This window comes from Candidatus Lernaella stagnicola, assembly GCA_030765525.1.
Taxonomy (GTDB): Bacteria; Lernaellota; Lernaellaia; order Lernaellales; family Lernaellaceae; genus Lernaella; species Lernaella stagnicola.
On record JAVCCK010000023.1, the window covers coordinates 18,027 to 44,876 of the forward strand.

Consider the following 26,850-nt stretch of genomic DNA (forward strand, 5'->3'; position numbering starts at 1 on the left):
GAAAACCTTTGATATTGAAACCTTTTTTATAGGATGCCATCTCCGTGCGAACTTCCATTTTTCGCCTTGCCATGGCCGTGGCCTTGGTGTGCGTGTTCGCTGGATTCGCTCTGGCCCAGGCCGACGATCCGCCCGCGGAGCCCACGCCGGAACCCGTGACCGTGGCACCAATTCCCGAGCCGGAGCCGCCCGCCGCGCTCGACCAGAACGCGGGCGCGTTCACCTTCGGCAGTTACGGACGCATACAGGTCACCAACGACACCGAAGGAAACAAGGGGCGCGACAGCAACATTGTCGGCCACGGTCCGCGACTGTTCGAGCGTTCCTACGCCGAGCTGGAATTCCGGTACCGCCTGCAGTCTCCGGTGGACGAGTTCGGCACACAGGTGCTGTTTACATTGGCGCTCTTCGAGCCCTACGCCCACCAGGACGGCGATTTCAACGACACCTTCGCGGTGCGCAATCTCTACGCCGAAGCGTGGGGATTCATTCCGTATGTGCCGTGGATTTACCTGTGGGCCGGTTCGCGCATGGTCCGGGGCGACGACATCTACCTGCTCGACTACTGGCCGCTGGATAACCTGAACACGGTCGGCGGCGGCATCGGCGCGAATTGGCAGGGCATCGACGCGCGTTTCCACGCGGGCGTCAATCGGTTGGACAACGAGTATCAGTTCCAAACAATTGAAGTGCCCGGCAAGGTGATCGGCTCGCGGGAAAAGGTGATGCTCGACCGGCAGCGTTACATCGGCTCGCTGCGCCTGCAGTACTTGTGGCCGAATGTGTACCGCGATTTCGGCATGAAGTTCGTCGCGTACGCCGAGCAGCACCAAATCCCCAAGGGCGAGCGCATCCCCAGCGCGTTGATCGAGGACGAAGTGCCTAACTACGAGCCGGATTCGATCACCGTCACCGCCCCGGAGGATGATGGCTACGCCGTGGGCGGGCAAATCGGTTTCTTCGGCTTCGGCAAAGACAGCCACGTGAACCTGTTCTACCGCCACGCGTGGGATTTGGCCGCGTACGGCGAGTTCGGCGTGCCCTTCGGCACCAACAACGACGGCACCGCCAAAGGGGCGACCGAAACCGTTTATGCACTCTCGGCCAACTACGAATTTCACTGGCTCGGCGTACTCGCCGGGGGATACATTCGCAAGTTCGTCGACGCCGACGTCAACAAGTACGACACCGACGACTTTGTGGAAGGGGCGCTGGCGGTGCGGCCGGTGGTGTTCATCACCAACCACCTGCATCAGGGCTTCGAATTCGGTTACCAGCAGCACTACCCCTTCGGCCTCGATCCGCAGACCGACGAGCATGAAATTTCCGAGGTGTTCCAGTACTCGGCGATCGAGATCGTCAGCCTGGGCCGCGGCAACTACAAGCGGCCCCAATTTCGCCTGACCTACACCTACAGCACGCCCAACGCGGCGGCCCGTCGCACCTATCCGTCCGGTGACGAGCGGCAACTCAAGAAGGAAGATCACTTCCTGGGCTTTGGAGTGGAATGGTGGTTCAACTCAAGCACCTACTGATCGTCGCGGCGCTGCTGGGCGCGTTGCTGCTGCCAAGCTGCGGCGAAAAGCACGAGACCAAGGATTTCGACGCTCCCCCCGCGGCGGAAGCCGGGCAGCGCGTGGTGATCTACCAACTCGTGCCGCGCTTGTTCTCCAACATCAACGAAAACCGCGAGTGGGACGGCGATCTGGCCGCTAACGGCGTGGGCAAGTTCGAGCACATCGACGAGGTCGCCCTGACGGCAATCAAGGAATTGGGCGCGACGCACATCTGGCTGACCGGCGTGTTGCAGCAGGCGACGAACACCGACTACTCCCACCTCGACCCGCCGCAACCCGCCGACGACCCCGACGTGCTCAAGGGCAAGGCGGGCAGCTTCTACGCCATCAAGGACTACTTTGACATCTGCCCCGATTACGCCCTGGACCCGCAAAATCGCGTGGCCGAGTTTGAAGCGCTGGTCCAGCGCATCCACGATGCGGAGATGAAGGTCATCATCGACTTCGTGCCCAATCACGTGGCCCGCACCTATGACTCGGACGTGCGGCCCGATTTGAATTTCGGCGACGGTGACGACACGAGCTTGTTTTTCCACCCGCAGAACAATTTCTTCTATCTGGTCGAGCCGGAAGGACAAGTGCTCAGCATTCCCGAACCGAGCCACTGGCCGCGACCCGCCGGCGCCGACGGCACCGTCGAAACCGAAAACAACGACGGCAACCCGCCCGGCGACGTGCCCAAGGCGACCGGCAACAACGTGACCTCGCCGGACGTCAGCGAATTCGACTGGTACGAGACGGTCAAACTGAACTACGGCTACGACTTCACGACCGGCGAAGCGGTGTACGAACCGGTGCCCGACACCTGGGCGATCATGAACGAAGTACTCGCCTACTGGCAGGGCAAGGGCGTCGACGGCTTCCGGTGCGACTTCGCGCATTACGTGCCGCTGGACGCGTGGCAATACCTCGTGTCGGCGGCGCGGGAGCGCGACGCGGAAGTCTTCTTTTTCGCCGAGGCTTACTACACGGGCGACGGCGTGCCGGAGTTTTCTTTCGAGAACATGCTGAAGGTCGGGTTCGACGCCGTTTACGACGATAGTTCCTACGACGCGGTCAAAGGCATCTTCTGTTGCGGCAAGTGGGCCAACGACTTGGAAGAAAGCCTGAACCAGCAAACCGATTTCCTCAAACGCAACGCGCTGCACTACGTAGAGAACCACGACGAGCGGCGCATCGCCTCGCCGGTGGTGGCCGGGGAGAGCCCCGATGATTCCGGCTTCGGCAGCTACCAGGCCGGGATGCCCGTGGCGGCGACGCTCTTTCTGATGGGCACCGGGCCGGTCCTGATCTACAACGGGCAGGAAGTGGGCGAGGAGGCGGCGGAGGCTGAGGGCTTCGGCGGGGAAGACGGCCGCACGTCGATCTTCGACTACGGGTCGATGCCGCGCATGGTCCAGTGGGTCAACGGCTACCAATACGACGGCGAAGGCCTGGAGGAAGGGCGTCGCGCGCTGCGGAAGTTTTACGCCGATTTGATCGCGCTGTCGCAGCAGCCGGGTTTCTCGACGGGCGATTTCTATTCCTTCAACTACCTCAACAAAGATAATTGGCGCTACAGCCACGGCCAATACGTGTACAGCTTCGCGCGGTACGACGCCGCATCGGGCGATGCGTGGCTGGTGGTCGCCAACTTTTCCAATATCAGCCACGCGTTTGATCTGCGACTCGCCAAGGACGCGATCGCCTTCATGGGCATGGATCCCGAAAGCGGCACGCTGCTGTTTTACGACGCGTTCGAACCGGACAAGGCCCCCGCACACCTGCCGGCCAAGAACGTGGAAAACCAGGGCCTGTCGGTGACGCTGACACCCTACGAAATCGAAGTCTACCGAATCCAATGGGAGAAAGAATGATGCGCCGCCTGTTGCTTTTCGCTTTGCCGCCGCTGCTGACGCTGGCTCTGGTCGCTTTGTTTGTGGGCTGCGTCGACCTCACGCCGATCACCGACCAGTGGGACATCGGCACCCACGTCGGCGATTGGCGGGATGAAGTCATCTACCAACTCATGGTCGACCGCTTTGACGACGGCGATAAAACGAATAACTACAACGTCAACGCCCACGCCCCGGCCGCCTACCACGGTGGCGACTGGCAGGGCGTGATTGACAAGCTCAACTACCTCGACGAACTGGGCGTTACGGCCATCTGGATTTCGCCGGTGGTCAACAATGTCGAGCAGGACGCCGGGGTCGCCGGCTACCATGGGTACTGGACGCAGAGCTTCATCGACGTCAATCCGCATTTCGGCGACCTGGCCAAGTTGCGCGAGATGGTCGACGCCTGCCACGACCGCGGCATCAAGGTGATTCTGGACATCGTCACCAACCACATCGGCCAGCTTTTCTTCTACGACATCAACGGCAACGGGCGACCCGACGAATCCGTCTACGGCAGCGGCACGAACTCGATGGTCACGCGCGTGTCGGAGTACGACCCCGATTACGACGAGCGCGGCGTGCAAGCCAGCACCTCCCTGGGCGAGGCGGGGCCGGCGCCGATGATCTGGTTGTATGATCCGGCGATCAATCGCGTGCCGCCGCAGCCGGCGGAGTTCCAGAATCCGAACTGGTACAACCGCATGGGCCGCGTGTGGGATTGGAACAACCGCGACCAAGTCGTGCTCGGCGATTTCCCCGGCGGGCTAAAAGACATCAAGACGACCAACCCCGCCGTCCGCGAGAAGATGATCGAGGTGTTCAGCTACTGGATCGGCGCCGCCGACTTCGACGGCTTCCGCATCGACACACTCAAGCACATCGAGCACGGCTTCTGGCAAACCTTCTGCCCCGGCATCCGGCGCTTCGCCGCGCGACACGGCAAACGCAACTTCTTCATGTTCGGCGAGGCCTTCGACGGCGACGACGCGTTGATCGGCGGGTACACGTTCAACAACGCGATCGATTCGGTTTTCTATTTCTCACACAAGTTCACGGTCATCGACGGCGTGTTCAAGTACGGTGGGCCGACCTCGGAAATCGAGAATCTGTTCAATGCCCGCGCGACGAATTACTCAAGCGTCCCGAACGAACTGGGGCCGACCGACGAAGACGGCAAGGGCATCGCGCCGCAGAAGCTGTTGGTCAATTTCATCGACAACCACGACTTGTCGCGCTACCTGTACGATAATCCGAACCTCGGCATGCTGCACAACGTGCTGATCTACATGTTCACGATCGACGGCATCCCCTGCCTCTATTACGGCACTGAGCAGCAATTCGACGGCGGCAACGACCCCTTCAACCGCGAGGATCTGTGGACGAGCGGTTTCGGCACGAGCAACGAGACCTTCCAGATTATCAAACACCTGATCAAGCTGCGCAAAAAATACCTGCCCCTGCGGCGCGGCGACATGCAGATTCGCTGGTCGAGCGAGCGCACCGGCAGCGAACTCGATGCAGGCATTTTCGCCTTCGAGCGCGAATACAAAGGCGAGACGGTGCTGGTCGTCGTCAACACGAACGACGAGCACGCAAGCGTCACCAGCGCGGCGTGGATGGAAGGGCAGGAAGGCAACGATATGCAAACGAGCTTCCCGCAGGGCACGGTGTTGGTCAACGTGTTCGACGATCAAGACGTGACCGACGACGAGGTGATCGTCGGCGAAGACGGCAAGCTGGCGGTCACCGTGCAGCCCCGCGGGGGGAAAATCTACGTGCGGGCCAACTAAACGCCCGCCGATACGCACAAGGCGCACATTATGACGGAGGACAAAGCGGCGGCGTTCATCGAACTGCGGGATGTCGTCAAGGCCTACGGCGATAACGTCATCCTCCAGGGCATCGACCTGGGCATCCGGCGCGGCGAGTTTCTGGTGCTCGTGGGGCCCTCGGGCTGCGGCAAATCGACACTGCTGCGCTGCATCGCCGGGCTGGAGGAAATCACGTCCGGCTCGCTGTTCATCGACGGCCGTCTCAGCAACCGCGTACACCCGAAAGACCGTGACCTGGCGATGGTCTTTCAATCCTACGCCCTCTACCCGCACCTGACGGTCGAGGAAAACCTCGGCTTTTCGCTCTCGGTACGCAAGATGCCCAAGGATGAAGTCCGCCGGCTCGTCGCGGAGACCGCCGAGCGGCTGGGCCTGTCGCCCCTGCTGAGTCGCTACCCCAAGCAGCTCTCCGGCGGGCAGCGGCAACGCGTCGCGGTCGGGCGCGCCATCGTCCGCCAACCCAACGCGTTCCTTTTCGACGAACCCTTGTCGAACCTCGACGCGGCGCTGCGCAGTTTGATGCGCGTCGAACTCAAGAAGCTGCACCGCGACCTGGCCACGACGATGATTTACGTCACCCACGATCAGGTCGAGGCGATGACGCTAGCCGACCGCATCGTCGTGCTGGAAGGCGGCATCATCCAGCAGATCGGCACGCCGGGCGACCTTTTCAACACCCCGGCCAACCGCTTCGTGGCGCACTTTATCGGCAGCCCGCCGATGAATTTCTTCCCCGCAACCTTTGACGCAGGCGCCGCGACGGCGACCGCGCCCGGCTTGTCGCTGACTTTGCCCGATGCCTATCGCGCCCTACACAATGCGCCCTCCGAAGTAATCGTCGGCGTGCGGCCCGCCGGTCTCCAACTCGACGGCGACGGCGGGGCAGTGGAAGGCGTGGTGGAGGTCGTTGAGCCGGTAGGGGGCGAATCCTACGTTCACGTGCGCGTCGGCGAGTCACCGTGCGTCGCCCAAATCGACGCCGCGGCGGCCGCCCGGCTGACGCCCGAGCGGGAAGTCACCTTTCGCGTGGCCCCGGCGCAGGTTTATCTTTTCGATCGCCACACAGAGGCCGCGATTCGTCCGTCATGAGACGACTGCTCGCCATCCTTGTTGTTTTCCTCTGTCTGTCGGCGGTCGTGGCGACGGCCTCGCCGCTCACCCTCTGGCACAGCTATCGCGGCGACGAGCAAGCCGCGCTGGAAAGCCTGATCGAAACCTGGAACGCGGCTCATCCGGAAAAGCGCGTCACCTTACTCGCCGTGCCGCACGAGGCTTACGCCAACAAGCTCACCTCGGCCATTCCGCGCGGTCAGGGTCCGGACCTGTTCATCTTCGCGCACGAGCGGGTGGGCGACTGGGCGCGCTCGGGCTTGCTGCGGCCCCTGGACGACGACCTCACGCCCGCTTCGTGGGATGCTTTTTTCCCGGTCACCGTCGACGCGCTGCGTTTTCAGGGCAAGCGTTACGGCGTGCCGCTGGCCACCAAGTCGGTCGCCCTGCTCTACAACAAGGCTTTGATCGACAAGCCCCCGGCCACCACGGACGAACTCGTCGCGTTTCTCGAAACGCACACGAATCCCGCCGCGAAGCGGTTCGGCCTGGCCTATGAGGCGGGTAGCTTCTACCACCACGCCGGTTGGCTGTTCGGTTTCGGCGGTCACATTTTCGACGCGGAGGGCAAGGCCGACCTGCACAACCCCGGCAACGTGGCTTCCGTCGCGTTCGTCGCCGACTTGATGGAGCGCAAGCTGCTGCCCGCCGAGCCGACCGGGGCGCTCGTTTCGCAGCTATTCAACGAAGGCAGGGCCGCGCTGGTGATCAACGGCCCGTGGATGCTGGGCGAAATCGACCCGCGCATCGATTACGGCGTGGCGCCGCTGCCGATCGTGTCGGCCACGGGCAAACCGGCCGCACCCTTTTTGACCGTCGAGGCCGCGCTCGTGAGCGCCTACGCCAAGGACCCGGCGGGCGCGCTGGCGGTGGCCGAGTTCCTCGCGTTGGGTGACGGCGCACGTTATCGCCTGGAAAAAGGCAAGCAGTTGGTCGCCGCCGCCGCGGTGTACGACGCCGACGACCTGAATGTCGATCCGCATGTGCTGCAGTTTCGCGCCCAGATCGAACACAGCGAGCCGATGCCCAACAACCCGCTCATGCGCTCGGTGTGGGAACCGGCCGCGCAAGCGCTACGGGGTGCCTTACGGGTTTCGCTGTCGCCCGACGAAGCGATGGCCAAAGCGCAACACCATCTCATGGTGATCGCGCGGCCCGCGCCGCCGGCGAAGAATCCGTGGCCGTACATCGGCCTCGCGCTGCTGGCGATTGTCGCGTGGTTGGGCTGGACGGCGATACGGGTCAAACGCGCCGGCGCATTGGCGCAGATGCGCAAGAGCCGACACGCGTATTTTTACTTGCTGCCGACGGCCGTCGGTTTGTTGCTGCTGGTGTTCATCCCCTTCGTCGTGGGCACCGCGGTGGCGTTTTTCTCGCACAAGGGCGGCACGTTCACCTTTGTGGGGTTGGCGAACTTCGCGAGCATCCTTGCCGGGGCCGATTACGCCGTGACCGACCCTCTATCGTTTTACTTCACACTCGCGGTGACCGTGATGTGGACCGCAGTGAACGTGGCGCTGCACGTGTCGATCGGCCTGGCGATGGCGATGCTCCTGCGCAACGAATGGCTGAAGCTGCGCGGCGTGTACCGCGTGCTGCTGATCGTGCCGTGGGCCGTGCCGAACTACATCACCGCCCTGATTTGGAAGGGCATGTTCCACAGCCAGTTCGGCGCGATCAACGGCTTGCTCGACCTGCTGGGGCTTGAGCCGGTGAGTTGGTTCTCGCATTTCTGGACGGCGTTCGCCGCCAACGTCACGACCAACACGTGGCTCGGCTTTCCGTTCATGATGGTCGTCGCCCTCGGCGCGCTGCAGGCGATCCCCAAAGACCTCGAAGAGGCCGCGCTGATGGACGGCGCCGGGCCGTGGACGCGCTTTCGCCGGGTGATTCTGCCGCAAATCAGGCCCGCGCTGGTGCCCGCCGTGGTGCTGGGCAGCGTGTGGACCTTCAACATGTTCAACATCATCTACCTAGTCTCGGGCGGCGAGCCGGACGGGGCGACGGAGATTTTGATAAGCGAGGCGTATCGCTGGGCCTTCACGCGGCAGGAGCAATACGGATACGCGGCGGCCTACGCAACGCTGATTTTTTTGACGTTGATCGTCTACTCGCGGCTGACGCGACGGATCACCGGCGGGGAGGAGGCGGCATGAACGCGCCCCGCGCCTGGACATCCTTTTTGCTCAACGCCGCGCTGACGCTGGTTTGCCTGGTCACGCTTTATCCGGTGCTGTGGGTGATCAAGATGGCGCTGACGCCGTCCCAGGCGTTTTCGCTGTCGGCCAATCCCCTGCCGCGGCATTTCTACCTGGGCAATTTTACGGACCTGATTTTGGCGCGCGACATGGCGGGGCACTGGTTGTTCGCGCATCAACTTTTCAACAGCGTGGCGGTCTCGTTGGCTACGACGTTGATCGGCGTGACGCTGGCGACCACCGCGGCGTATGCCTTTTCGCGTTTCGTGTTTCCGGGGCGCAAGGCCGGGATGACAATGCTGCTGGTGACGCAGATGTTCCCGGGCGTCGTGATGGCCATCCCGCTTTACATCCTGATGCAGAAGCTGCACCTGCTCAATTCGCTGACCGGCATGGCGCTGGTGTATTCCACGACGGCGATTCCCTTTTGCGTCTGGATGCTCAAAGGCTACTTCGATACGATTCCCAAGGATCTGGAAGAAGCCGCCGTGATGGACGGCATGGGCCGCTTTGCGATTTTCACGAAGATCGTGCTGCCCCTGGCCCGCCCGGCGATCGTGGTGACGGCGCTGTTTAGTTTCATGACGGCGTGGAACGAGTTCATCTTGGCGGCCACCTTCTTATCGGAAGAAACCATGTTCACGCTGCCGGTCGCGTTGCAGCGTTACGTCGGCGACTACTCGACCGAATGGGGCCGCTTCGCGGCGGGCGCGATTTTGGTGTCGGTACCGGTGATGGCGTTGTTTTTCGCCCTCCAACGGCACCTCGTGGGAGGCCTGACGGCAGGCGGCGTTAAGGGATAAACTAGGCGGGCTTGGTGAAGCGACCCGTTTGACGCGCAGATTGGGGAAAAACATGCACACAAAATGGTTTTGGTTGCTGGCTGCCCTCGCGGCGCTCAGTCTCTTGGTAAATGTCGTGGCCTGTGACAGCGGCGATGACGACGACGACAGCGGCGACGCGGGCGATGACGATGACGACGACGAATTCGTCGTGCTGTCCGTACAGCCCGGCACCGGTCCGGTCGCGGGCGGTACGCCGGTCATTGTTTACGGACGCGCCTTCGAGGACGGCTGCAAGCTCTACTTCGGCGACAGCGAAGCCGACTCGGTCACCTTCAGCAGCAGCACCGAACTGTCGGCCAACACGCCTCCCTCGCCCGCCGGCGGCAACGGCGCGGTAACGGTGAAGGTCGAAAACCCCGGGGGCGAATTCGCCGAGTTGGAAAACGGTTTCTACTACGGCGAGCCGGGCGTGGAGATCGACTGGTGCGCCATCCGCTGGCCGGAAGCCACGCAAACCGCGCCGGGCGTACCCAGCGAGCCGATTTACGGCCATGTGTTCGTGGAGGGTTGCACCGAAGAACAGGGTTCGGCGTGCGAGTCGATCACCATGCAGGTCGGCCACGGCGAGGAGGGCATCGATCCTTCGGTGGATGAGTCCTTGTTCACCTGGACCGACGCCGCGTACAACCCCGATTTCGCGCCCATCGAGGGCGACGAGAGCTACAACAACGACGAGTTCATGGCCACGATCACCGAAGATGAAGAGGGCGTTTACAAATACGCCTACCGCGTTTCGGGCGACGGCGGCGCGACGTGGACGTACTGCGATTGGGGCGTGGGCACCGACGACGGCTTCAGCCCCTCGACCATGGGCACGCTGACGGTTGCGGAAGTGCAGTACACCATCGGCTGGTGCGTGCTGCAGTATCCGCCCTCGACGCAAACCGAACCGGGCACGGCGACCGAAGGCATTTACGGGCGCGTCTTTGTGGAAGGCTGCACGGACGGCGATCAGTTCTGCAGCGGCGTCTTGGCGCAGGTCGGCTGGGGCGATCGCGGCGCCGACCCCTCGGCAAGCCCGGGCGATTACGAGTGGACCAACGCGTCGTACAACAACGATCACGTCGAGGACAACAACGACGAATACCAAACGCCCATCGTGGAGGACACCGAAGGGAATTACGCCTACGCCTACCGTTTCTCCGGTGACGGCGGCGCCAGTTGGGTGTATTGCGATCTCGACGGCTCCAGTAACGGCTTCCAGACCGACCAAATGGGCGCGCTGACCGTCGGCGAGCAGGAATTGGAGGTCGGCTGGTGCAATCTTCACTGGCCGGCGGAAACCACGACGATTCTGGGCAACCCGACCGAAAACATTTACGGTCGCGTGTACGTCGCCGATGAAACCGGCACCGGCACGCCTTCGGGCTCGATCACCGGCCAGGCGGGCTTCGGGCCGCAGGACACGGACCCCAGCGGCTATCCCGGCGCTTATACGTGGGAAGCGGCCGCCTTCAACATTTCCGACGGCAACAACGACGAGTATGCGGTGCAAATGGACCCCGACACGCTCGGAGACTACGCCTACGCCTACCGTTTCTCGGTCGACGGCGGTTCGAGCTGGACCTACTGCGACCTCAACGGCAGCAGCGACGGCGTCAGCACCGATCAGCTTGGCACGTTGCATGTGGTCGAGCAGATCGTCGCGCCCATCGGCTGGTGCAACCTGCAGTATCCGAGCGAGACGACCACGGTCGTCGGCGTGGCCACAGAACTGATTTACGGCCAGGTTTTCGTAGACGGTTACACGGGCACGGGCGAGGATTCGGGGATCGTGCAGGCGCAACTCGGCTATGCGACGCAGGGCAGCAATCCGACGACCAACCCGGGCGACTTCGATTGGTCACCCGCCGCGTTCAACGTGTCGGTCGACAACAACGACGAGTATGCCACGTCGATCACGCCTGGAGCCGCCGGCACCTACGGCTACGCCTACCGCTTCTCGACCGACGGCGGCCTGACGTGGGAATACTGCGACCTGGATGGGGGACTGACCGGCGACTTCACCCTCGCCCAAATGGGCGCGCTGTTTGTTAACGATAGCCGGTAGGAGTAGATCATGACCACGCGACTACTCGTTTTCTTGCTCGTGATTCTCACCGCCTTCGCCATGATCGCCTCCGATTGCGGCGGCCGCGACGATGACGACGATGTGGACGCCGACGGTCCGTTGCTCGACGACGACGACGCCGCCGGCGCCGATGACGATGACGATGACGACGACGATAATGATGATGACGACAACGACGACGATAACGACGACGACACCGCGGACGACGACTCCGCGGACGACGACTCCGCGGACGACGACACCACGGACGATGACACCACGGACGACGATACCGCCGACGATGATGACGACGACGACGACGACGATGATGATGACAACGATGATGACAACGACGATGACAATGACGATGACAACGACACGACCGCGCCGGGCGTCGATTGGTGCAACATTCAATATCCGTTCGAGACGATCACCGTCGAAGGCACGCCGACTGAAACGATCTACGGTCGCGTGTATATTCCCGGACAGACCGGCGGCGCCACGCCGCTACCCTACCTGACCGTGCAACTCGGCATCGCTTCACCGGGCGTGGACCCGACGGCCAATCCCGGCGCGTTCTCGTGGTTCGCCATGGGCTTCAACTACGGTCACAGCGGCGACGACAACGACGAGTACGAGCAATCGCTCACGTTCGGCGCCGGCAACACCTACGCCTACGTGGTGCGCGCCTCCACCGACGCGGGCGGGACGTGGACCTATTGCGATATCGACGAAGGCACGACCAACGGCTTCGATCCGGAAGACATGGGCCGCGTGCACGCCAGGCCCAACAACGTCGATTGGTGCGACCTGCAATACCCGCAGTCAACCACCACGACGATTTCCGTGCCCACCGAAGACATTTTCGGGCAGGTCTACATTCCCGGCGTGACCGGCCTGGGTTCGCCAGCGCCGGACCTGCATGCGCAAGTCGGAGTCGGCCCGACGGATAAGGATCCGCGTACGTGGCCGGACAAATTCACGTGGGTCAATGCTGAGTTCAACAGCGGCCACACCGGTGACGACAACGACGAGTTTCAGCAAACCCTCACGGTGGATACGGCTGGTTCCTATCATTACGCCTACCGCTTCGCGTACACGAACGCGGTGAGTTGGCGGTACTGCGATTTCGACCCGGGTACGACCAACGGATTTTCGGTCGATGATCTCGGAGACCTGACGGTCAATGCGAAGTAGGCGCGCCACGCGGGCGATATCCACGGCGGTCGCCGCCGTCCTCTGCATCGCCCTACTCGCCGGGTTGGTTGGCTGTGAAGACGGGAAAGTCAAAAGCTGGCGCGCATTGCTTACGGCGCAGGTCAGCGGCTTTCGTTTCCGCGCCAATTATTCCGGATTTGTGCGCGACGTGCCGTATACACCCGACGCGACCGACCTACAAAAAATGGATATCATCCGCACGACCGGTGACGAGCCCGCGCCGGTGTTCGTCTTCGTACACGGCGGTTACTGGAAATCCGGCAACCGGCGCTTGTATCCCGTTCTCGGCAAGGCGTTGCACGACCAGGGTATCGTCACGGTGCTGCTCGACTACCGCCTCTATCCCGAGGTCACCTACCCGGCCTTTGCCTACGATGTCGCGGCGGGGCTGAATTGGATACACGACCACATCGCCGAATACGGCGGTGACCCGGAGCGGATCGTGGTGGGCGGTCATTCGGCCGGCTCGCACCTTGTCGCCTTGATGCTTTTAAAAGACGACCTGCGCGCCCTCTTGAGCTTCGCGCCGACGGATTTGGCGGGCGTTGTTCTCCTTTCCGGAGCTTACGATTTAGAGCGCGACAATCTGTTGGACCCGAAAATCCTATTGAAGGTCATGGGGTCGGAAGAAAATCTGAATGCCGCTCAACCGATCAAGCACGCCAAAGCCGACATTCCGCCGGTGCTGATCGTCAACGCCGAAGGCGACCAGTTGACCAGCGAAGCGCAAGCCTCCCGTTTCGCCGAGACGCTCCGAAGCGCGGGCGCGTCGGTGACATACGTCAAAATCCCTGAAGGCAGCCACCTCTCGCCCATCGTGGACCTTATTCCCGGTCACGAGGGACCCATTCGCGACGAATTTTTTCGGTTTTTCCGAGACGTCACTCGTCCACCTGCAAACCCTTGAAATAACTGACAATACCGAACATTTTACGGGTCATTCACCACACAGCCTGTTCGCCCGAACGAATATTGTCCATATTTAATATTGACAACTCTCGTTTGGTGTCTACGTTTGCTTTGTCTTTGGAACACAGAAAACAAGAGGCTGAAAGGGAAGAAAATGAAAGCAAAAATCAACGTATCACCTCGGACCGCGTCCCGGTCGTTATTCCGCTCTGACAGGGATTTCGTCACGTTCGCCCTGTCCGGGTTTCTGCTGATCGCCATCGCATTTATGGCTGCCGGATGTGGCGAAGCTGGAGATGATGACTCGGAAGACACGAATATGATCCAACCCATCGGCACGACTGTGACCTCGTCAACGCTCGATCTTTCGACAACGGAATTGGCGGCGGCGAACGTCGATTTGCTGAATCTAACCAGGGAGCAACTTCTCGTGCAAGCAACAACCTTCTCTCCGCTGACGGCCGACGGATCTACGGTCGCCACGCTCGATCTGGATCGTTACGTGGGCCGTTGGTACGAAATCGCCACGTACGAGCAGGTGTTTCAACGCGGCTGCACCGGCACGACGGCGACGTACACGCCTCGCCCCGACAGCACGATCACCGTATTGAACGAATGCTACGTCGGGTCGTTGGACGGCCTTTACAAGAAGACGCAGGCCTACGCCAAGGTTGTCGACAAAGTCACCAATGCGCGGCTGAAGGTCTTCTTCGTCCCGCTATTCGGCGCGCCGTACTGGGTGATCGAACTCGACGGCCGCACCGGCGACCAGCCCTACGAATGGGCAGTTGTGGGCGGGCCGACCGACGATTTCCTTTGGATACTCAGCCGCACACCGCAGATGAATCCGGACCGACTCGACCTGATTCTCGAAACTTTAGTCGAGCGCGGATACGACCTGGAAAAACTGAGTTTTACGCCGCAGGCGACACCATGACATAGATCCCGTAACCATAGGTTCTTCTCACCACAGCCGAACCTCATCTCCCTTTTTGCCGCTCCCCCCCTCCGGGAGCGGCATTTTTCTTTCCCGGCGCGAACAAGGCCCGTTGATTCTCCGGAAGTCTCCGATAAATTGACATCTCGGAGTTTCTTCGCTACGTTACCGGCAAGCAACTTGTTTTCATCAACAATCGAGTCCAAATATTGCCTCTCCGAGGGACGCCGGAGTGCTTTTCGCGGTTCTGTCCTGGGATAGGCCAAGGAGTGAAACAAAATGAAGAAACTGGCTTTGTTGGTGTCGCTCGTCGCCTTGTTGGCGTGTGGCAGCATGATGGCTTGCGATGAAGCGGAAGACGCCATTAAAGAGCTGGCCGATGTCGTGTTTGACGGCGAAGTCTGTCTGAACGACTTGCTCGAATATGTCGGCCTAACGCGCGACGATCTCGGTGAGGCGGCTGACGAGGCGATGGAGGAGTTGCTCGCGGCACAGGAAGATGTGTTGGGCGCAGCCTACATTATCGATTGCCAAGCGAAAGAGAAGGCCGAGGATCTGAGCGACCCGACCGGCGACCCGCCCACGGATGAAGGCGCTCCGCCTGCTGAAGAGGGGGAAAACCGCACGGCCGATTCAGCCGGCGACGTGCCCGGCCAGATTCGGGATATTATCGACGAACGCGGCGGTAACGGTTCGGACACGGCGATTCTGCTCGACGCCACCGGTTCGATGTGGGACGACCAAGCTGCCGTGTCCTCCGAATTCAACGGCATTATCGCGGAAGTGCAATCGCAAAACGGCAACCTGGCTATCGCTTGGTACAAAGACCGTGATTGCGACAATCCCTGGTACGACGTGAATTCCGCCGGCCTGTTACCTATGGCCGACGCCGGCAACCGCTCGGAAATTACGGGCTATTTTGATTCCATCAATGTCGTCGGTGGCTGCGACTGGCCCGAATCTCTTTACGACGGTGTGTGGGAGACGGCGACGGGACTGGCTTGGACCAGTACGACGGCGCGGATGATCATTGTTATCACCGACGCCGACGCCTTGACGCCGCCGCGCTCGACGCACTCCGAGGCCGAGACGCAGGCCAAGCTCGCCGAGGAAGGCATTACCCTGCATACGATTTTCGTGCCGATTACCTTCTAGACTTCACCGGACGAAATCACATCGACGGGGCGGCAAATGCCGCCCCGTTTCTCTACCTTCAAAGAATCGCTATAGTTGAGTTCCACCGACAAAAACCCGATGATAGTGAAGGGGTTGGCTCCCCGTAGCGGACGTACGAATGGGATTGGAAAAACGGTAACACCATGAGTTGGACCATACCGGCGATCATCGCAACGTTAATCGGCACCTTAATGTTGGCGATCGTGTATTTCCTCATCTACGTGCGGGAACGCCAGCGATATCTGGGCATCTGGACGATTAGTTGGGGCTTGTACGGCGTCCGTTTCCTTTTCACCCTCTTGATGGACTTCGGTTACGAATATCGCGCCCTACTCGCCGCCGAACACATTGCCGCGCTGCTAAGCGGCGCGTTTCTGCTGTGGGGAACGTTGCTGTTCATCAACGTTCGCCGCGTTTCCTGGATCGCCGTCGCCGCGGTGTTAGACATAATCTGGATTGTCGGCGCGATGTACCTGCAGAAATCCTTCGTCACGCTTGCCCTGCCCACATACCTTTTCCTCGGTGTTGCCTACATCATCACCGGCGTCGCGTTGCTGCGCGACACGTCCACGCGCGTGACCGGGCGGGTGATCTTAGGCGTGAGTTTCATCCTCTGGGGCCTGCATAAAACCGATTACCCGTTCTTGCGCTTGGTGGAATATCTGGCGCCTTGGGGTTTCATTCTGGGCGCGACGCTGCAAATGGCCGTCGCGCTGGGATTGCTGTTGGTCTTTTTTGATCGCGCGCGACAACAGGTGATTGAAAGCGAAGCGCGCTATCGCGCCGTTTTTGAGAACGCCAGTTGCGGCATCGCGGTGCGCGATTTGTCCGGTCGTTACCTCTATTGCAACGAATACTGGCATAAGTTGACCGGCTATCGCGCCGATGAACTGCGTGGAATCCAAGAAGCGCATATCACCCATCCCGACGATGTCGAGGCCGCGCAGGACTATTTCGATCGCTTGCGTCGCGGCAAGATTCCGCATTACCGCATGCAAAAACGTCTGATTCGCAAAGATCGGCGTGAACTGTGGTGCGATTGTTCGGCCAATCCGATTCGCAACGAGTTGGGGCGGGTTGTTTCGCTCTGCGACGTCATCGTGGACATCACCGCCATCCAACAGACGCGGGAAGAACTCGAGCGCAGCCGCGCGCGCTTGCGGACGATTATCGACAGCTCCAACGATTGCCTTTTGATTCTCGGCGGCAAGGACGAATTCGAAATCGTCGACGTCAATCCAGCCACGCTCGACACCTTCGGCTACACCCGCGAGCAGTTACTCGGCCGTGCCGTCCACACGCTGCAGAGCCCTGGCGCATTCGCCGACCTTAAAAGCGACCTCGAAACGGCAATTAGCGTCGACGGCTTTTGGCGCGGGACGTGGACCATGCTCGCCGCCGACGGCCGACAACTCGTTATGGAAACCACCGTTTCGCCCATGCGTAAGGACCCGGTGATCGCACAGCGATGGGTCGCGGTGATGCGCGACGTTTCCGAACAGCGCCGCGAGCATGAAATCCTCGAAAAGTACCAGCTTCTCGCCCGGCACAGCCGCGACGCCATTTTGTTCGTCGACGCCCACACCGGCGTGATTCGGGAAGTGAACGCCGCGGCGGTATCCACCTACGGGTTTATGCGCGAACAATTCCTCGAGATGAACTACCGCGATTTGCGGCGCGACGGCGGCGAAGAAGCTGCACTGCGCGACGAGTCGGTACGCGAGGGCTTGCGGTACGAGGCCCTCCATCACCGCGCCGACGACACGTTCTTCCCGGTCGAAATCAGCGCGCTGGAAGCCCGGATCGGCGAGGATCGTTTATTGCTGCTGGTCGTGCGCGACATCACCGAGCAAAAACGCGCCGAACAAAAGTTACGCCAGGAGCAACTGAAAAACCAAGCGTTAGTGGACGTTATCGACCGCAGCCCCGCCGTGGCGATCACGTGGCGCGGCACGGAGCGCTGGCCGGTGGAGTTCGTCACGGACAACGTGCGGCAGTTCGGTTATTCGCCCGCCCAGTTGACCCGCGGCCGCCCCGGTTTGCCCGACATCATCCATCCCGACGACGTCAAATGGGTTGTGCGCCATTTGGAGGAGGCCGCCACGGGCGGCACGCCGCATGTCGAACTAGAGTTGCGTATCATCGCCCGCGACGATTCCATCCACTGGTTGGATATGCGCGTGTGGATCGACCCCAAGCGGATCGACGCCGCACCGCTGTATCACGGCGTCATGCTCGACATCACCGGACGCAAGCGCGCCGAACTGACCGTGCAAACCAGCGAAGCCCGATTCCGCACGATGCTGCAGAATGTCGAACTGGTCGCGATTACCCTCGATACCGAGGGGAAAGTGACCTTCGCCAACGACTACCTGCTGCGTCTTACCGGCTGGCAGCGCGAAGACATCGTGGGCCAAAACTGGTTTGAAAGCCCGATGCGCCCCGGTCCGCAGGCGCGCGAGGTTTTCGAGCGTTCGGTTCGCACCGGCGGCATTCCCGCACACGTCGAGCACGATATTCACAGCAAGGACGGCGAGTGCCGGCATATCCGTTGGAACAACACCTTTCTGCGGGCGGGTGACGGGCAAATCATCGGCACGGCCGCGATCGGCGAGGACGTCACCGAGCATCGGCGCGCCGTCGAAATGCAGTCTCGACTGGCTGCCATCGTGCAATCCTCGACCGACGCGATCATCGGCAACGCACCGGACGGCTTGATCACCAGTTGGAACCGCAGCGCCGAGAGAATGTTCGGGTACACCGCGGATGAAATCACGGGGCAGTCGATCGCCGTCCTCGTCCCCGAAGAACGCGGTCCGGAACTGCAGTGGATCCTCGACAAAATCCAGCACCGCGAGAGCATCGTCAATCACGAAACGCAGCGCCTCACCAAGTACGGCAAACTGATCGACGTCGCCTTGACCATCTCGCCGATTTCCGACGGCCACGGCCACTTGATCGGCGCCTCCATCATCGTTCGCGACCTGACCGGCCACCGCCGGCAACAGCGGGAACGCGACACCCTCGAAGCGCAATTGCGCCAATCGCAAAAGATGGAAGCCGTAGGCCGGTTGGCCGGCGGCGTTGCGCATGACTTCAACAATATTCTGACCGGCATCACCGGCTATGCCGATATGATCCTGCGGCGTCTGGACCAAAACGATTCGGTCTTTGAAGACGTCCAGCAAATACGCCACGCATCCGAACGCGCCGCCGCGTTGACCAAGCAGTTGCTCGCGTTCAGCCGCAAACAGTTGATCTCGCCGGAAATCCTACAGATCAGCACGGTGGTTGAAAACGCTCACCGCATGCTCGAGCGCGTCATCGGCGAAGACCTGCAACTCGAATTGCAGACGCGGAGCGACCTGTACTACATCAAGGCCGACCCGGGGCAGATCGACCAGGTGCTGCTCAACCTCGTTGTCAATTCCCGCGACGCCCTCCCGGAAGGCGGTCGCATCGTAATCGAAACCGTCAACGCCACCGTCGACGAGGAATTCTGCGCCGAACACACCTTCGCCAAACCCGGCGAATACGTGAAGCTCGTGGTGCGCGACAACGGCACCGGCATGGACGAAACGACCCTCGAACACATTTTCGAACCCTTCTTCACCACAAAAGAACGCGGCAAAGGCACCGGCCTGGGGTTGGCGACCGTGTTCGGCATCGTGAAACAGAACAACGGATTCGTCCTTGTCGACTCGGATATCGACGTCGGCACGACGGTGCGCATTTATCTGCCCGCCGTCGAAAAAAAGCCGGACGATGTAACAAGCTTCGAGCCGATACCGCCGAGCAAGGGCGGTGAGACGGTGCTGCTGGTCGAAGATGAGGAAATGCTGCGCACCCTCGTCAAAAAGATTCTGGAACTCAACGGGTACCGCGTGCTGGTGGCCGACACCGGCGCCGACGCCCTCGCGCTGGCGACCAAGAACGCCGACGGCCTTGATCTGCTGCTGACCGACGTGATCATGCCGGGGATGAACGGCAAGGAGTTGTACGAACGCATTACGGAGTTCCGCCCCGACCTGCGCGTGCTGTTCATGTCGGGATACACGGCCGAAGTCATCGCCCGGCACGGCGTGCTCGAAGAAGGTGTCGCCTTCATCGAAAAGCCATTCAACGTGGATGACCTGGCCAAGAAAGTGCGCGAGGTGCTCGACACGGTCGCGCGGCCCGACCGTTTTGCCACCGAGGAAGAGGCGCCGGTCAGCTAACCTTGTCGCCGGGCTTCAATTCGCCGTCAAAGGTGACGACGCGGAAGCTCTTGCCGCGCCCACCCGAGAGAATCATGCCTTCGGACAAGCCGAACTTCATCTGACGCGGTTTCAAGTTCGCCACGACCATCACTTGCTTGCCGACCAACTCCGCCGGCTCGGGATACGAGGGGCGAATGCCCGCGATAATCTGCCGCGGCTTCTCTTCGCCTATGTCAACCAGCAAGCGCAAGAGTCTGTCGGCTCCCTCGACCCGCGAGGCTTCTCGTACGACGCCCACCCTCAGGTCCAGTTTCGCAAAGGCGTCGAATTCGATCTCGGGCGCCACGGCCGCCACACCGTCGGCCGACTTGCGATCCGCCTTGGCCTTCGCCTTCTTCGCACCCTTGTCGCCGCCCTGCTTTTTCTCGATCTTCGCCCAGGTGTCGCGCAGCGTGACCGTGCGGTTGAACACCAGCCGGTCCGGCGTCGTGAGCTTGGTATCCACGCAGAAATAGCCGAGCCGCTCAAACTGCACGCGATCGCCGGGCGCGGCTTCGCTCAGGCTGGGCTCGATGATCGCGCCGTCGACGATCTCCAGCGAATCCGGATTGACGTTGTCCAGGAAGCTGCCGCCCTCGGCCGCATCGTCGGGGTTCTCGTCGACAAACAGCCGGTCGTACAAGCGCACCTGCGCCGGAACGCCGAAGCGCGCCGACACCCAGTGCAGCGTGCCGCGAATTTTGCGGCCGTCGGCCGGGTTGCCGCCTTTTGAGTTCGGGTCCCATGTGCACTTCAACTCCACGACCCGACCCTCATCGTCCTTGACGACTTCCTCGCAGCGGATGATGCAGGCGTAGCGTAGCCGCACCTCGCCGCCGGGCGTGAGGCGGTACCATTTTTTCGGCGGATCTTCGCGGAAGTCGTCCTGCTCGACGAAAATCTCTCGCGTAAAAGGCACGTTTCGCGAACCGCGGCTGAAATCCTCGGGCATGTAGGGGGCGTCGATCTCCATAACCTCGTCTTCCGGGAAATTGGTGATCGTCACCTTCAGCGGACGGAGCACGGCCATGACGCGCGGCGAGCTTTCGTTGAGCACGTCGCGCACGGTGTGCTCCAGCAGGGCTACATCGATGGTGCTGTCGGCTTTGGCCACGCCGACGCGCTCGCTGAAACGGCGAATCGATTCGGCCGGATAGCCGCGTCGTCGAATGCCTGCGATAGTCGGCATGCGCGGATCGTCCCAACCGTCGACGATGTTTTCCCGCACGAGTTGCAGCAGCTTGCGCTTGCTCACGACGGTGTAGGAAAGGTTCAGCCGCGCGAATTCGATTTGCCGCGGCGGTTTTTCCACGCCGATAGCTTCGAGGAACCAGTCGTACAGAGGGCGATGGTCTTCGAATTCGAGCGTGCACACCGAATGCGTAATGTTCTCGATGGCGTCCGACTGCCCGTGGGCGTAGTCGTACATCGGGTAGATCAGCCAATCGTCGCCGGTGCGGTGGTGATGCGCGCGCTTGATGCGGTACATGATCGGATCGCGCATGTTCATGTTGGGATGAGTCATGTCGATCTTAGCGCGCAGCGTCCGGCTGCCGTCGGGAAACTCACCGGCCCGCATGCGGCGGAACAGGTCGAGGTTCTCCTCCGGCGTGCGGTCGCGGAAGGGGCTGTTTTTCCCTTTGTTGAAGAAATTGCCGCGGTACTCGCGCGCTTCGTCTTCGGCGAGATCGTCCACGTAGGCCAAGCCCTTCCCGATGAGCAATTCCGCCCACTGGTAGAGCTGCTCGAAATAGTCCGAGGCATAGTATTCGTGTTCAGCCCAATCAAAGCCCAGCCAGTGGATATCTTCCTTGATTGACTCGACGTACTCGGTTTCTTCCGTCGAGGGGTTGGTGTCGTCAAAACGCAGATGACAGCGGCCGCCGTATTGCGCGGCGAGGCCGAAATTCAGGCAAATCGACTTGGCGTGGCCGATGTGCAAGTAGCCATTGGGTTCCGGTGGAAATCGGCTGACCACGGCCTCGTGTTTCCCGGCGGTCAATTCCCCGTCAACGATTTCTTTGATGAAATTCGACGGCGCGATCGTTTTCGTTTTGTCCTCAGCCATCACGTGTTTCCTTCTTCTAGCTTTCCGCTTTCCGCCGCACCTGCGCGCGGATCGCGACAAGAAAAGTAGCATAGTGATTGCGCTCACGTCACGCAATCCAAAAGGCTTCTTCACAACACAGCGTGGGCTTCGCGCGCACCAAGCCGCGGCATGTTATGCTCCATGGCAAATCTTTTGTCACCACCAAACCCAAAGTGAGTCGAAGCATGCGCGCGCACCAGCGACTTCTCTTTTTCGCCGGTCAGCTTGGCATCATGTGTACGGTACGCTTCTTCTTCCAATGGATTATCGACTTCACCCACGCGCCGCCCCCCGGCGCTTCGGCTCCACCCCTTTTCCCCGTAGCGCTGGTCGGCCTCGTGCTGCTGGGCTTTCGCATCTTCGACGCCGCCACCGACCCCGTCGCGGGCACCTTCGCCGACCGCTGGGTCGCCGCCGGCCGCCAACGACGATCGCTGTTGTGGTTCTCCTTTCTCTTGCCCGGCATCGGCCTGGCGATGATCTTCGCGCCCTACCACGGCATGTCCGTCGGTTGGCGTTGGACCCTGCTGGTCGCGGGCATGTTCGTGTATTTCATCGGCTACACCGCGTTCGCCATTCCGTATTGGAGTCTCGTGGAAGACTACGCGACGGGCGACCGCAAGACGCGCTCCTCGCTCTCCAGCCTACTCGGCCTCGGGACGTTGGTCGCCACGGTGATCGCCTTCGTCGTCACGCCCTATATCGTTGACCGCTTCGGCTTTTTCGCGGCTGCCTTGGCCATTGCCGTCGGGGCGGTGATATTAATGCCCGCCGCCTACTTCGCGGCCCCCGCCGCGTCACGCGCCGAACGGGCTCCGCGCCGCCCGCGCCCTTCCGCGGCGTTGTTGAAGTCGGCACTGACCGACCGCCGTTTTCTTTCCGTACTTTGCGTGTTCGCCGGTTCTCAGATGGCTTTCACCATGCTGAGCGCCGCCGCCCCCTTTGTGGCGGTAGATCTGTTGCGCGGCAGCCGGGGCGACGTCGCCCTGATCCTCGGCCCGTTGCTGTTGGTGGCCATCCCCTGCTTCGCGGGGGCCTCACGGCTCTCGCTGCGGATCGGTTGGGAGCGGGCGGTGGTCGGGGCCGGATGCGGCTTGTGCGTCATCTATTTTCTGACTTACCTGCTCGGCATCGTTTCGATCGGGTCGCTACTCGGCACGGCAATACTGCTTTACGCGCTGGCCGGGCCGCTGGTCGCGGTCATGCTGGGGCTGGAAGGCGAAGCGATCGCCACGTGCGCGCGCAACCGCGGCGGCGAGGCGGTCAGTGTGTATTTCGGGACATACAATTTCACGACCAAGGCGCTCAACGGCCTGTCGATTGCCATCACCGGCGCGATGGTGGCGCTGTCTGACGGGTCTTGCGGCGCGACGGCCATTCGCCTGACCGGTCCGCTGTCCGGCGGTTTTTTAGCTTTGGGAATACTGCTTTATTTCGTGCTTCGTCCGCGGCGACGCTAGAAGAAAGCCGGCGCACTCGACGCCGGCTGTCGGTCAGGCGATCAGATTTTACGCGTCGGCCAGCAGGCGCAGGTTCTCTTCGACGGCGGCCAGTTGCTGCCCCAGGTCGGCCAATCGGGCGCGTTCTTTCTCGACGACGGCGGGCGGCGCCTTGGCGACGAAGTTCTCGTTCGCCAGCTTCTTGCCCGTCCGTTCCACATCGCCGGCCAGCTTGTCGCGCTGCTTGGTAAGCCGCTCCTTCTCTTTGGCGACATCCACCACGCCGAGCATGAAGACCTGCAAGTCGCCCACCACCGCTGAAGCCGCCGTCGCGTCCGCTTGGGCTTCGGGGTCGAAGGTCAGCGATTCAAGCACCGCGATGTGCTGCAGCACGTCGGCGAGTTCTTCCAGTTCCCCCGCCGCCCCAACGCCGGCCTTGATGATGACCGGCAACGCGCCGCGCGGCGGCAGGCCGTACTTGGCGCGAAGGTCGCGCACGGACCGCGTGATCCCCTGCATGATCCCAAAACGACGTTCGAGATCCGTGTCCTCCCACGCGGCGCTTGCTTGCGGCCACGCGGCATGAATCAGCAGTTCCGACGGGGCGAGCTTCTCCTCGATGCCCCGCTCAGGCGCGAGTTCGTTGAGCGTCTCCCACAACGCCTCGGTGATAAAAGGCGTGAACGGATGGAACAGGCGCAACACGTGGCCGAGCACCGTCGCCAGCACCTGCCCGGCCAAGGCCTGCTTTTCCGGATCGGCCAAGCGCGGCTTGATGATCTCCAAATACCAGTCGCAGAATTCCGCCCAGAAAAAACTGCGCGCCGCATTGATCGCCGCCGCCGGGTTGTACTCCTCCAAATACCGGTGCACCGTCGCCACGGCCTTGGACGTGCGCGAAAGTATCCACCGATCCTCCGCGGGCAATTCGCCGGGCTGCTGCGCCGACCACGTAAATGGCTCGATGTTCATAAAAGCGAGCCGCGCCGCGTTCCACAGCTTCGTGCAAAAATGCACGCCGACATCGAAGCGGTCGCTCATCATCTCGGCCTGCGGCAGGTCTTTCATCGTACCCAGCACGTCGAATTCCTTGCCGGTCTCGGGGCAGATGTACGTGAAAATCGTGCGCCCGTGTTTGGCCGTCGCCAGGTCGACCGGCTCCCCGGTGAAGGGGCTGAGGGCCTGTACCGGCAGGCGGATATCCTGCGTGCCGGTTTGCAGTTCGCACAGCACGTAGCGCATGGCGTCGGTGCCGTAACGCTTGATGATGTCCACCGGGTCGATGCCGTTGCCCTTCGATTTACTCATCCGCTGGCCCTTGCCGTCCAGGATGTTGGCGTGGATAAACACGTCGGTGAAAGGCAACTCGCCCAGATTGTAAAGTCCCGAGAGGATCATCCGCGCCACCCACAGCGTGATGATGTCGCGACCGGTGACCAGGCACGAACCGGGGTAGTAATTCTCCAGGCAGTTCGGCTTGCCCTCGAGGCTGCCCAGTGGGGTTTGGCCCTGCTCCACCTGCGCAGTTTCCGGATCGGGCCAACCCAGGGTGCTGTGCGGCCACAGGGCGCTGGAGAACCAGGTGTCGAGCACGTCGGGATCGCGCACGAGCGATAATTCCTCGAAAATCGCGGCGAATTCATCCTCGTCGGGCGCGTCGCGCAGGCAGACCAACACGTCCACTTCCGGCGCGTCGATCGCCGGCAAGGGCCGCGCGGAGTCGAGCAAGACGCTGCTGCCATCCTCATAACCCAGGCGGACGCCGATTTTCTCGCCGTCCAGATACGGTTTGATTTTTTCGAACAGTTCCGGCGCCGCCGCGGCCGGGACCGTCGCTTTCCAAATCGGAATGCGGTGACCCCACCAAAGCTGGCGGCTGATGCACCAGTCACGTTTTTCGCGCAGCCACGAAAGATAGGTTTTTCCGTAGCGCACCGGGTCCGGGTGGAAGGTCGTGTTCAACCCGCCGGGCGAATGCCACTGGTCTTCCACCGCATCGATGGCCGCCTGCGCCAAGCCGGGCGTGGTGAATTCCTTGTCGGTGCCGCGACCGCAGACGATGCCGCCGTCCACGTCGCCCATTTTCACGAACCACTGGAGCGACAGATAGGGTTCGATCGGCGAGCCGGAGCGCTCGGAGTGGCCCACTTCCATGCGGCGGTCTTCGACTTTTTCCACCAACGCCTGCGCCTCGAGATCGGCCACGACCTTGTCGCGGGCGTCGAGACGATCCTGACCCTGGTAGGGGCCGGCGTTTTCGTTGAGTGTGCCATCGGAGTTGAGAATGTTGAGGATGTCGATCTCGTCGGCGTGTCGCTTCCACACGTCGTAATCGTTCGGGTCGTGTCCCGGCGTGATCTTCACGCAGCCGGTGCCCAATTCCGGTTTGGCCCATTCATCGACAATCAGCGGAATCGGCCGGTTATGCAGGGGCAGATTGATCATGCGCCCGTCGCGGGCCATCGCGGTAAAGGTCTCCAGGATGGGCAACATCGTCTCGATGCGCTCCTGCAGGCGCTCGAGTTCGGCCTCCACGCCCGGTTTTTCCTTCGGCGTGGCGTTTTGCAGCTTTTCGTTGGTTTCGGCCAGCCGCCGTTCGAGTTCCCGGCGTGGATCCGGGTGACAGGCCACCGCCGTGTCGCCCAGCATCGTCTCCGGACGCGTGGTCGCCACGACCACAAACTCCGGCTCGCCGGGCTGCGGATCGATCACCGGATACTTGATGTACCAAAAGTGGCCGTCCACCTCTTCGTAGGCGATTTCGTCGTCGGCGACGGCCGTCTGCAGGCGGCAATCCCAATTCACCAGGCGCGTGCCGCGGTAGATGATGCCGTCCATGAACATCTTGAAGAAGGTGTAGCGCACCGCGCGCGAGCAGACGGCGTCCATCGTGAAGCGCAGCCGGTCCCAATCGGCCGAGCACCCCAGCGACTTGAGCTGTCCGATGATCCGTGTCTGGAATTCGTCCTTCCAGTCGAAAATGCGCTGCACCAGTGCCTCGCGGCCGATGTCGTGGCGGGTTTTGCCCTCCAGTTCGTGCAAGCGCTTCTCGACGATCGCCTGCGTGGCGATACCCGCGTGGTCGGTGCCGGCCATCCACAACGTGTCGTCGCCCATCATGCGGTGCCAGCGGATCAGCAGATCCTGCATGACGTTGTCCATGGCGTGGCCGATGTGCAAGGCGCCGGTGACGTTGGGCAGGGGCATCATGATTACGTACGAGTTGCCGACGCCGCGCGGCGTGGCGGCGAAGGCTTTGGTCTCTATCCACTTCTGGTAGATTCGTTTTTCCTCGTCCTGCGGTTGAAAGTGGATCGGGATTTCTCGCTTCATGATGCACCTTTCTAAACTT

The 26,850-nt window shown here is 61.7% G+C and carries 15 protein-coding genes; 13 read left to right on the top strand and 2 right to left on the bottom strand.

Annotated elements, in window-relative coordinates; all coding sequences use genetic code 11:
• The first annotated feature begins 44 nt into the window (after nt 1-44).
• The 12 genes from P9L99_10690 (at nt 45) to P9L99_10745 (ending at nt 19,949) form a co-directional block, all read left to right on the top strand.
• Nucleotides 45-1,535, top strand: a complete 1,491-nt coding sequence (locus P9L99_10690; protein MDP8223816.1) for a carbohydrate porin — start codon at nt 45-47, stop codon at nt 1,533-1,535.
• Nucleotides 1,511-3,433, top strand: coding sequence for an alpha-amylase family glycosyl hydrolase (locus P9L99_10695; protein MDP8223817.1), 1,923 nt, complete (start codon nt 1,511-1,513; stop codon nt 3,431-3,433). The genes P9L99_10690 and P9L99_10695 overlap by 25 nt, the downstream gene beginning before the upstream one ends.
• Nucleotides 3,430-5,247, top strand: a complete 1,818-nt coding sequence (locus P9L99_10700; protein MDP8223818.1) for an alpha-amylase family glycosyl hydrolase — start codon at nt 3,430-3,432, stop codon at nt 5,245-5,247. Before P9L99_10695 ends, P9L99_10700 begins: the two co-directional genes overlap by 4 nt.
• A gap of 30 nt (nt 5,248-5,277) precedes the next feature.
• Nucleotides 5,278-6,378: a sn-glycerol-3-phosphate ABC transporter ATP-binding protein UgpC gene (gene ugpC, locus P9L99_10705; protein MDP8223819.1), complete on the top strand. Its 1,101-nt coding sequence runs from the start codon at nt 5,278-5,280 to the stop codon at nt 6,376-6,378.
• Nucleotides 6,375-8,555, top strand: coding sequence for an extracellular solute-binding protein (locus P9L99_10710; GenBank protein ID MDP8223820.1), 2,181 nt, complete (start codon nt 6,375-6,377; stop codon nt 8,553-8,555). Before ugpC ends, P9L99_10710 begins: the two co-directional genes overlap by 4 nt.
• Nucleotides 8,552-9,400 (top strand): sugar ABC transporter permease, encoded by an 849-nt coding sequence (locus P9L99_10715; protein MDP8223821.1) that lies wholly within the window; start codon nt 8,552-8,554, stop codon nt 9,398-9,400. The genes P9L99_10710 and P9L99_10715 overlap by 4 nt, the downstream gene beginning before the upstream one ends.
• 52 nt (nt 9,401-9,452) lie before the next feature.
• Complete coding sequence (locus P9L99_10720) at nt 9,453-11,492, top strand: IPT/TIG domain-containing protein (GenBank protein ID MDP8223822.1); 2,040 nt, start codon at nt 9,453-9,455, stop codon at nt 11,490-11,492.
• A 9-nt stretch (nt 11,493-11,501) separates the two neighbouring features.
• Nucleotides 11,502-12,689, top strand: a complete 1,188-nt coding sequence (locus P9L99_10725) for a hypothetical protein (GenBank protein MDP8223823.1) — start codon at nt 11,502-11,504, stop codon at nt 12,687-12,689.
• Nucleotides 12,679-13,617, top strand: coding sequence for an alpha/beta hydrolase (locus P9L99_10730; GenBank protein ID MDP8223824.1), 939 nt, complete (start codon nt 12,679-12,681; stop codon nt 13,615-13,617). The genes P9L99_10725 and P9L99_10730 overlap by 11 nt, the downstream gene beginning before the upstream one ends.
• 156 nt (nt 13,618-13,773) lie before the next feature.
• On the top strand, nt 13,774-14,556 hold the full coding sequence (locus tag P9L99_10735; GenBank protein ID MDP8223825.1) for a lipocalin family protein: 783 nt from the start codon (nt 13,774-13,776) through the stop codon (nt 14,554-14,556).
• A gap of 279 nt (nt 14,557-14,835) precedes the next feature.
• The gene (locus P9L99_10740; protein ID MDP8223826.1) at nt 14,836-15,711 is read left to right on the top strand and encodes a hypothetical protein; all 876 of its coding nucleotides are present in this window, start codon (nt 14,836-14,838) and stop codon (nt 15,709-15,711) included.
• A gap of 164 nt (nt 15,712-15,875) precedes the next feature.
• On the top strand, nt 15,876-19,949 hold the full coding sequence (locus P9L99_10745; protein ID MDP8223827.1) for a PAS domain S-box protein: 4,074 nt from the start codon (nt 15,876-15,878) through the stop codon (nt 19,947-19,949).
• Here the strand turns inward: P9L99_10745 and P9L99_10750 are convergent.
• On the bottom strand, nt 19,942-22,038 hold the full coding sequence (locus P9L99_10750) for a glutamine--tRNA ligase/YqeY domain fusion protein (protein MDP8223828.1): 2,097 nt from the start codon (nt 22,036-22,038) through the stop codon (nt 19,942-19,944). The two genes, P9L99_10745 and P9L99_10750, sit on opposite strands and share 8 nt — an antisense overlap.
• A 206-nt stretch (nt 22,039-22,244) precedes the next feature.
• Here P9L99_10750 and P9L99_10755 point away from each other — a divergent pair, with 206 nt between their 5' ends.
• On the top strand, nt 22,245-23,519 hold the full coding sequence (locus P9L99_10755) for an MFS transporter (protein ID MDP8223829.1): 1,275 nt from the start codon (nt 22,245-22,247) through the stop codon (nt 23,517-23,519).
• Nucleotides 23,520-23,567: 48 nt separating this feature from the next.
• Here the strand turns inward: P9L99_10755 and P9L99_10760 are convergent, their stop codons facing one another.
• Nucleotides 23,568-26,831, bottom strand: coding sequence for a valine--tRNA ligase (locus tag P9L99_10760; GenBank protein MDP8223830.1), 3,264 nt, complete (start codon nt 26,829-26,831; stop codon nt 23,568-23,570).
• Between the last annotated feature and the right edge of the window lie 19 nt (nt 26,832-26,850).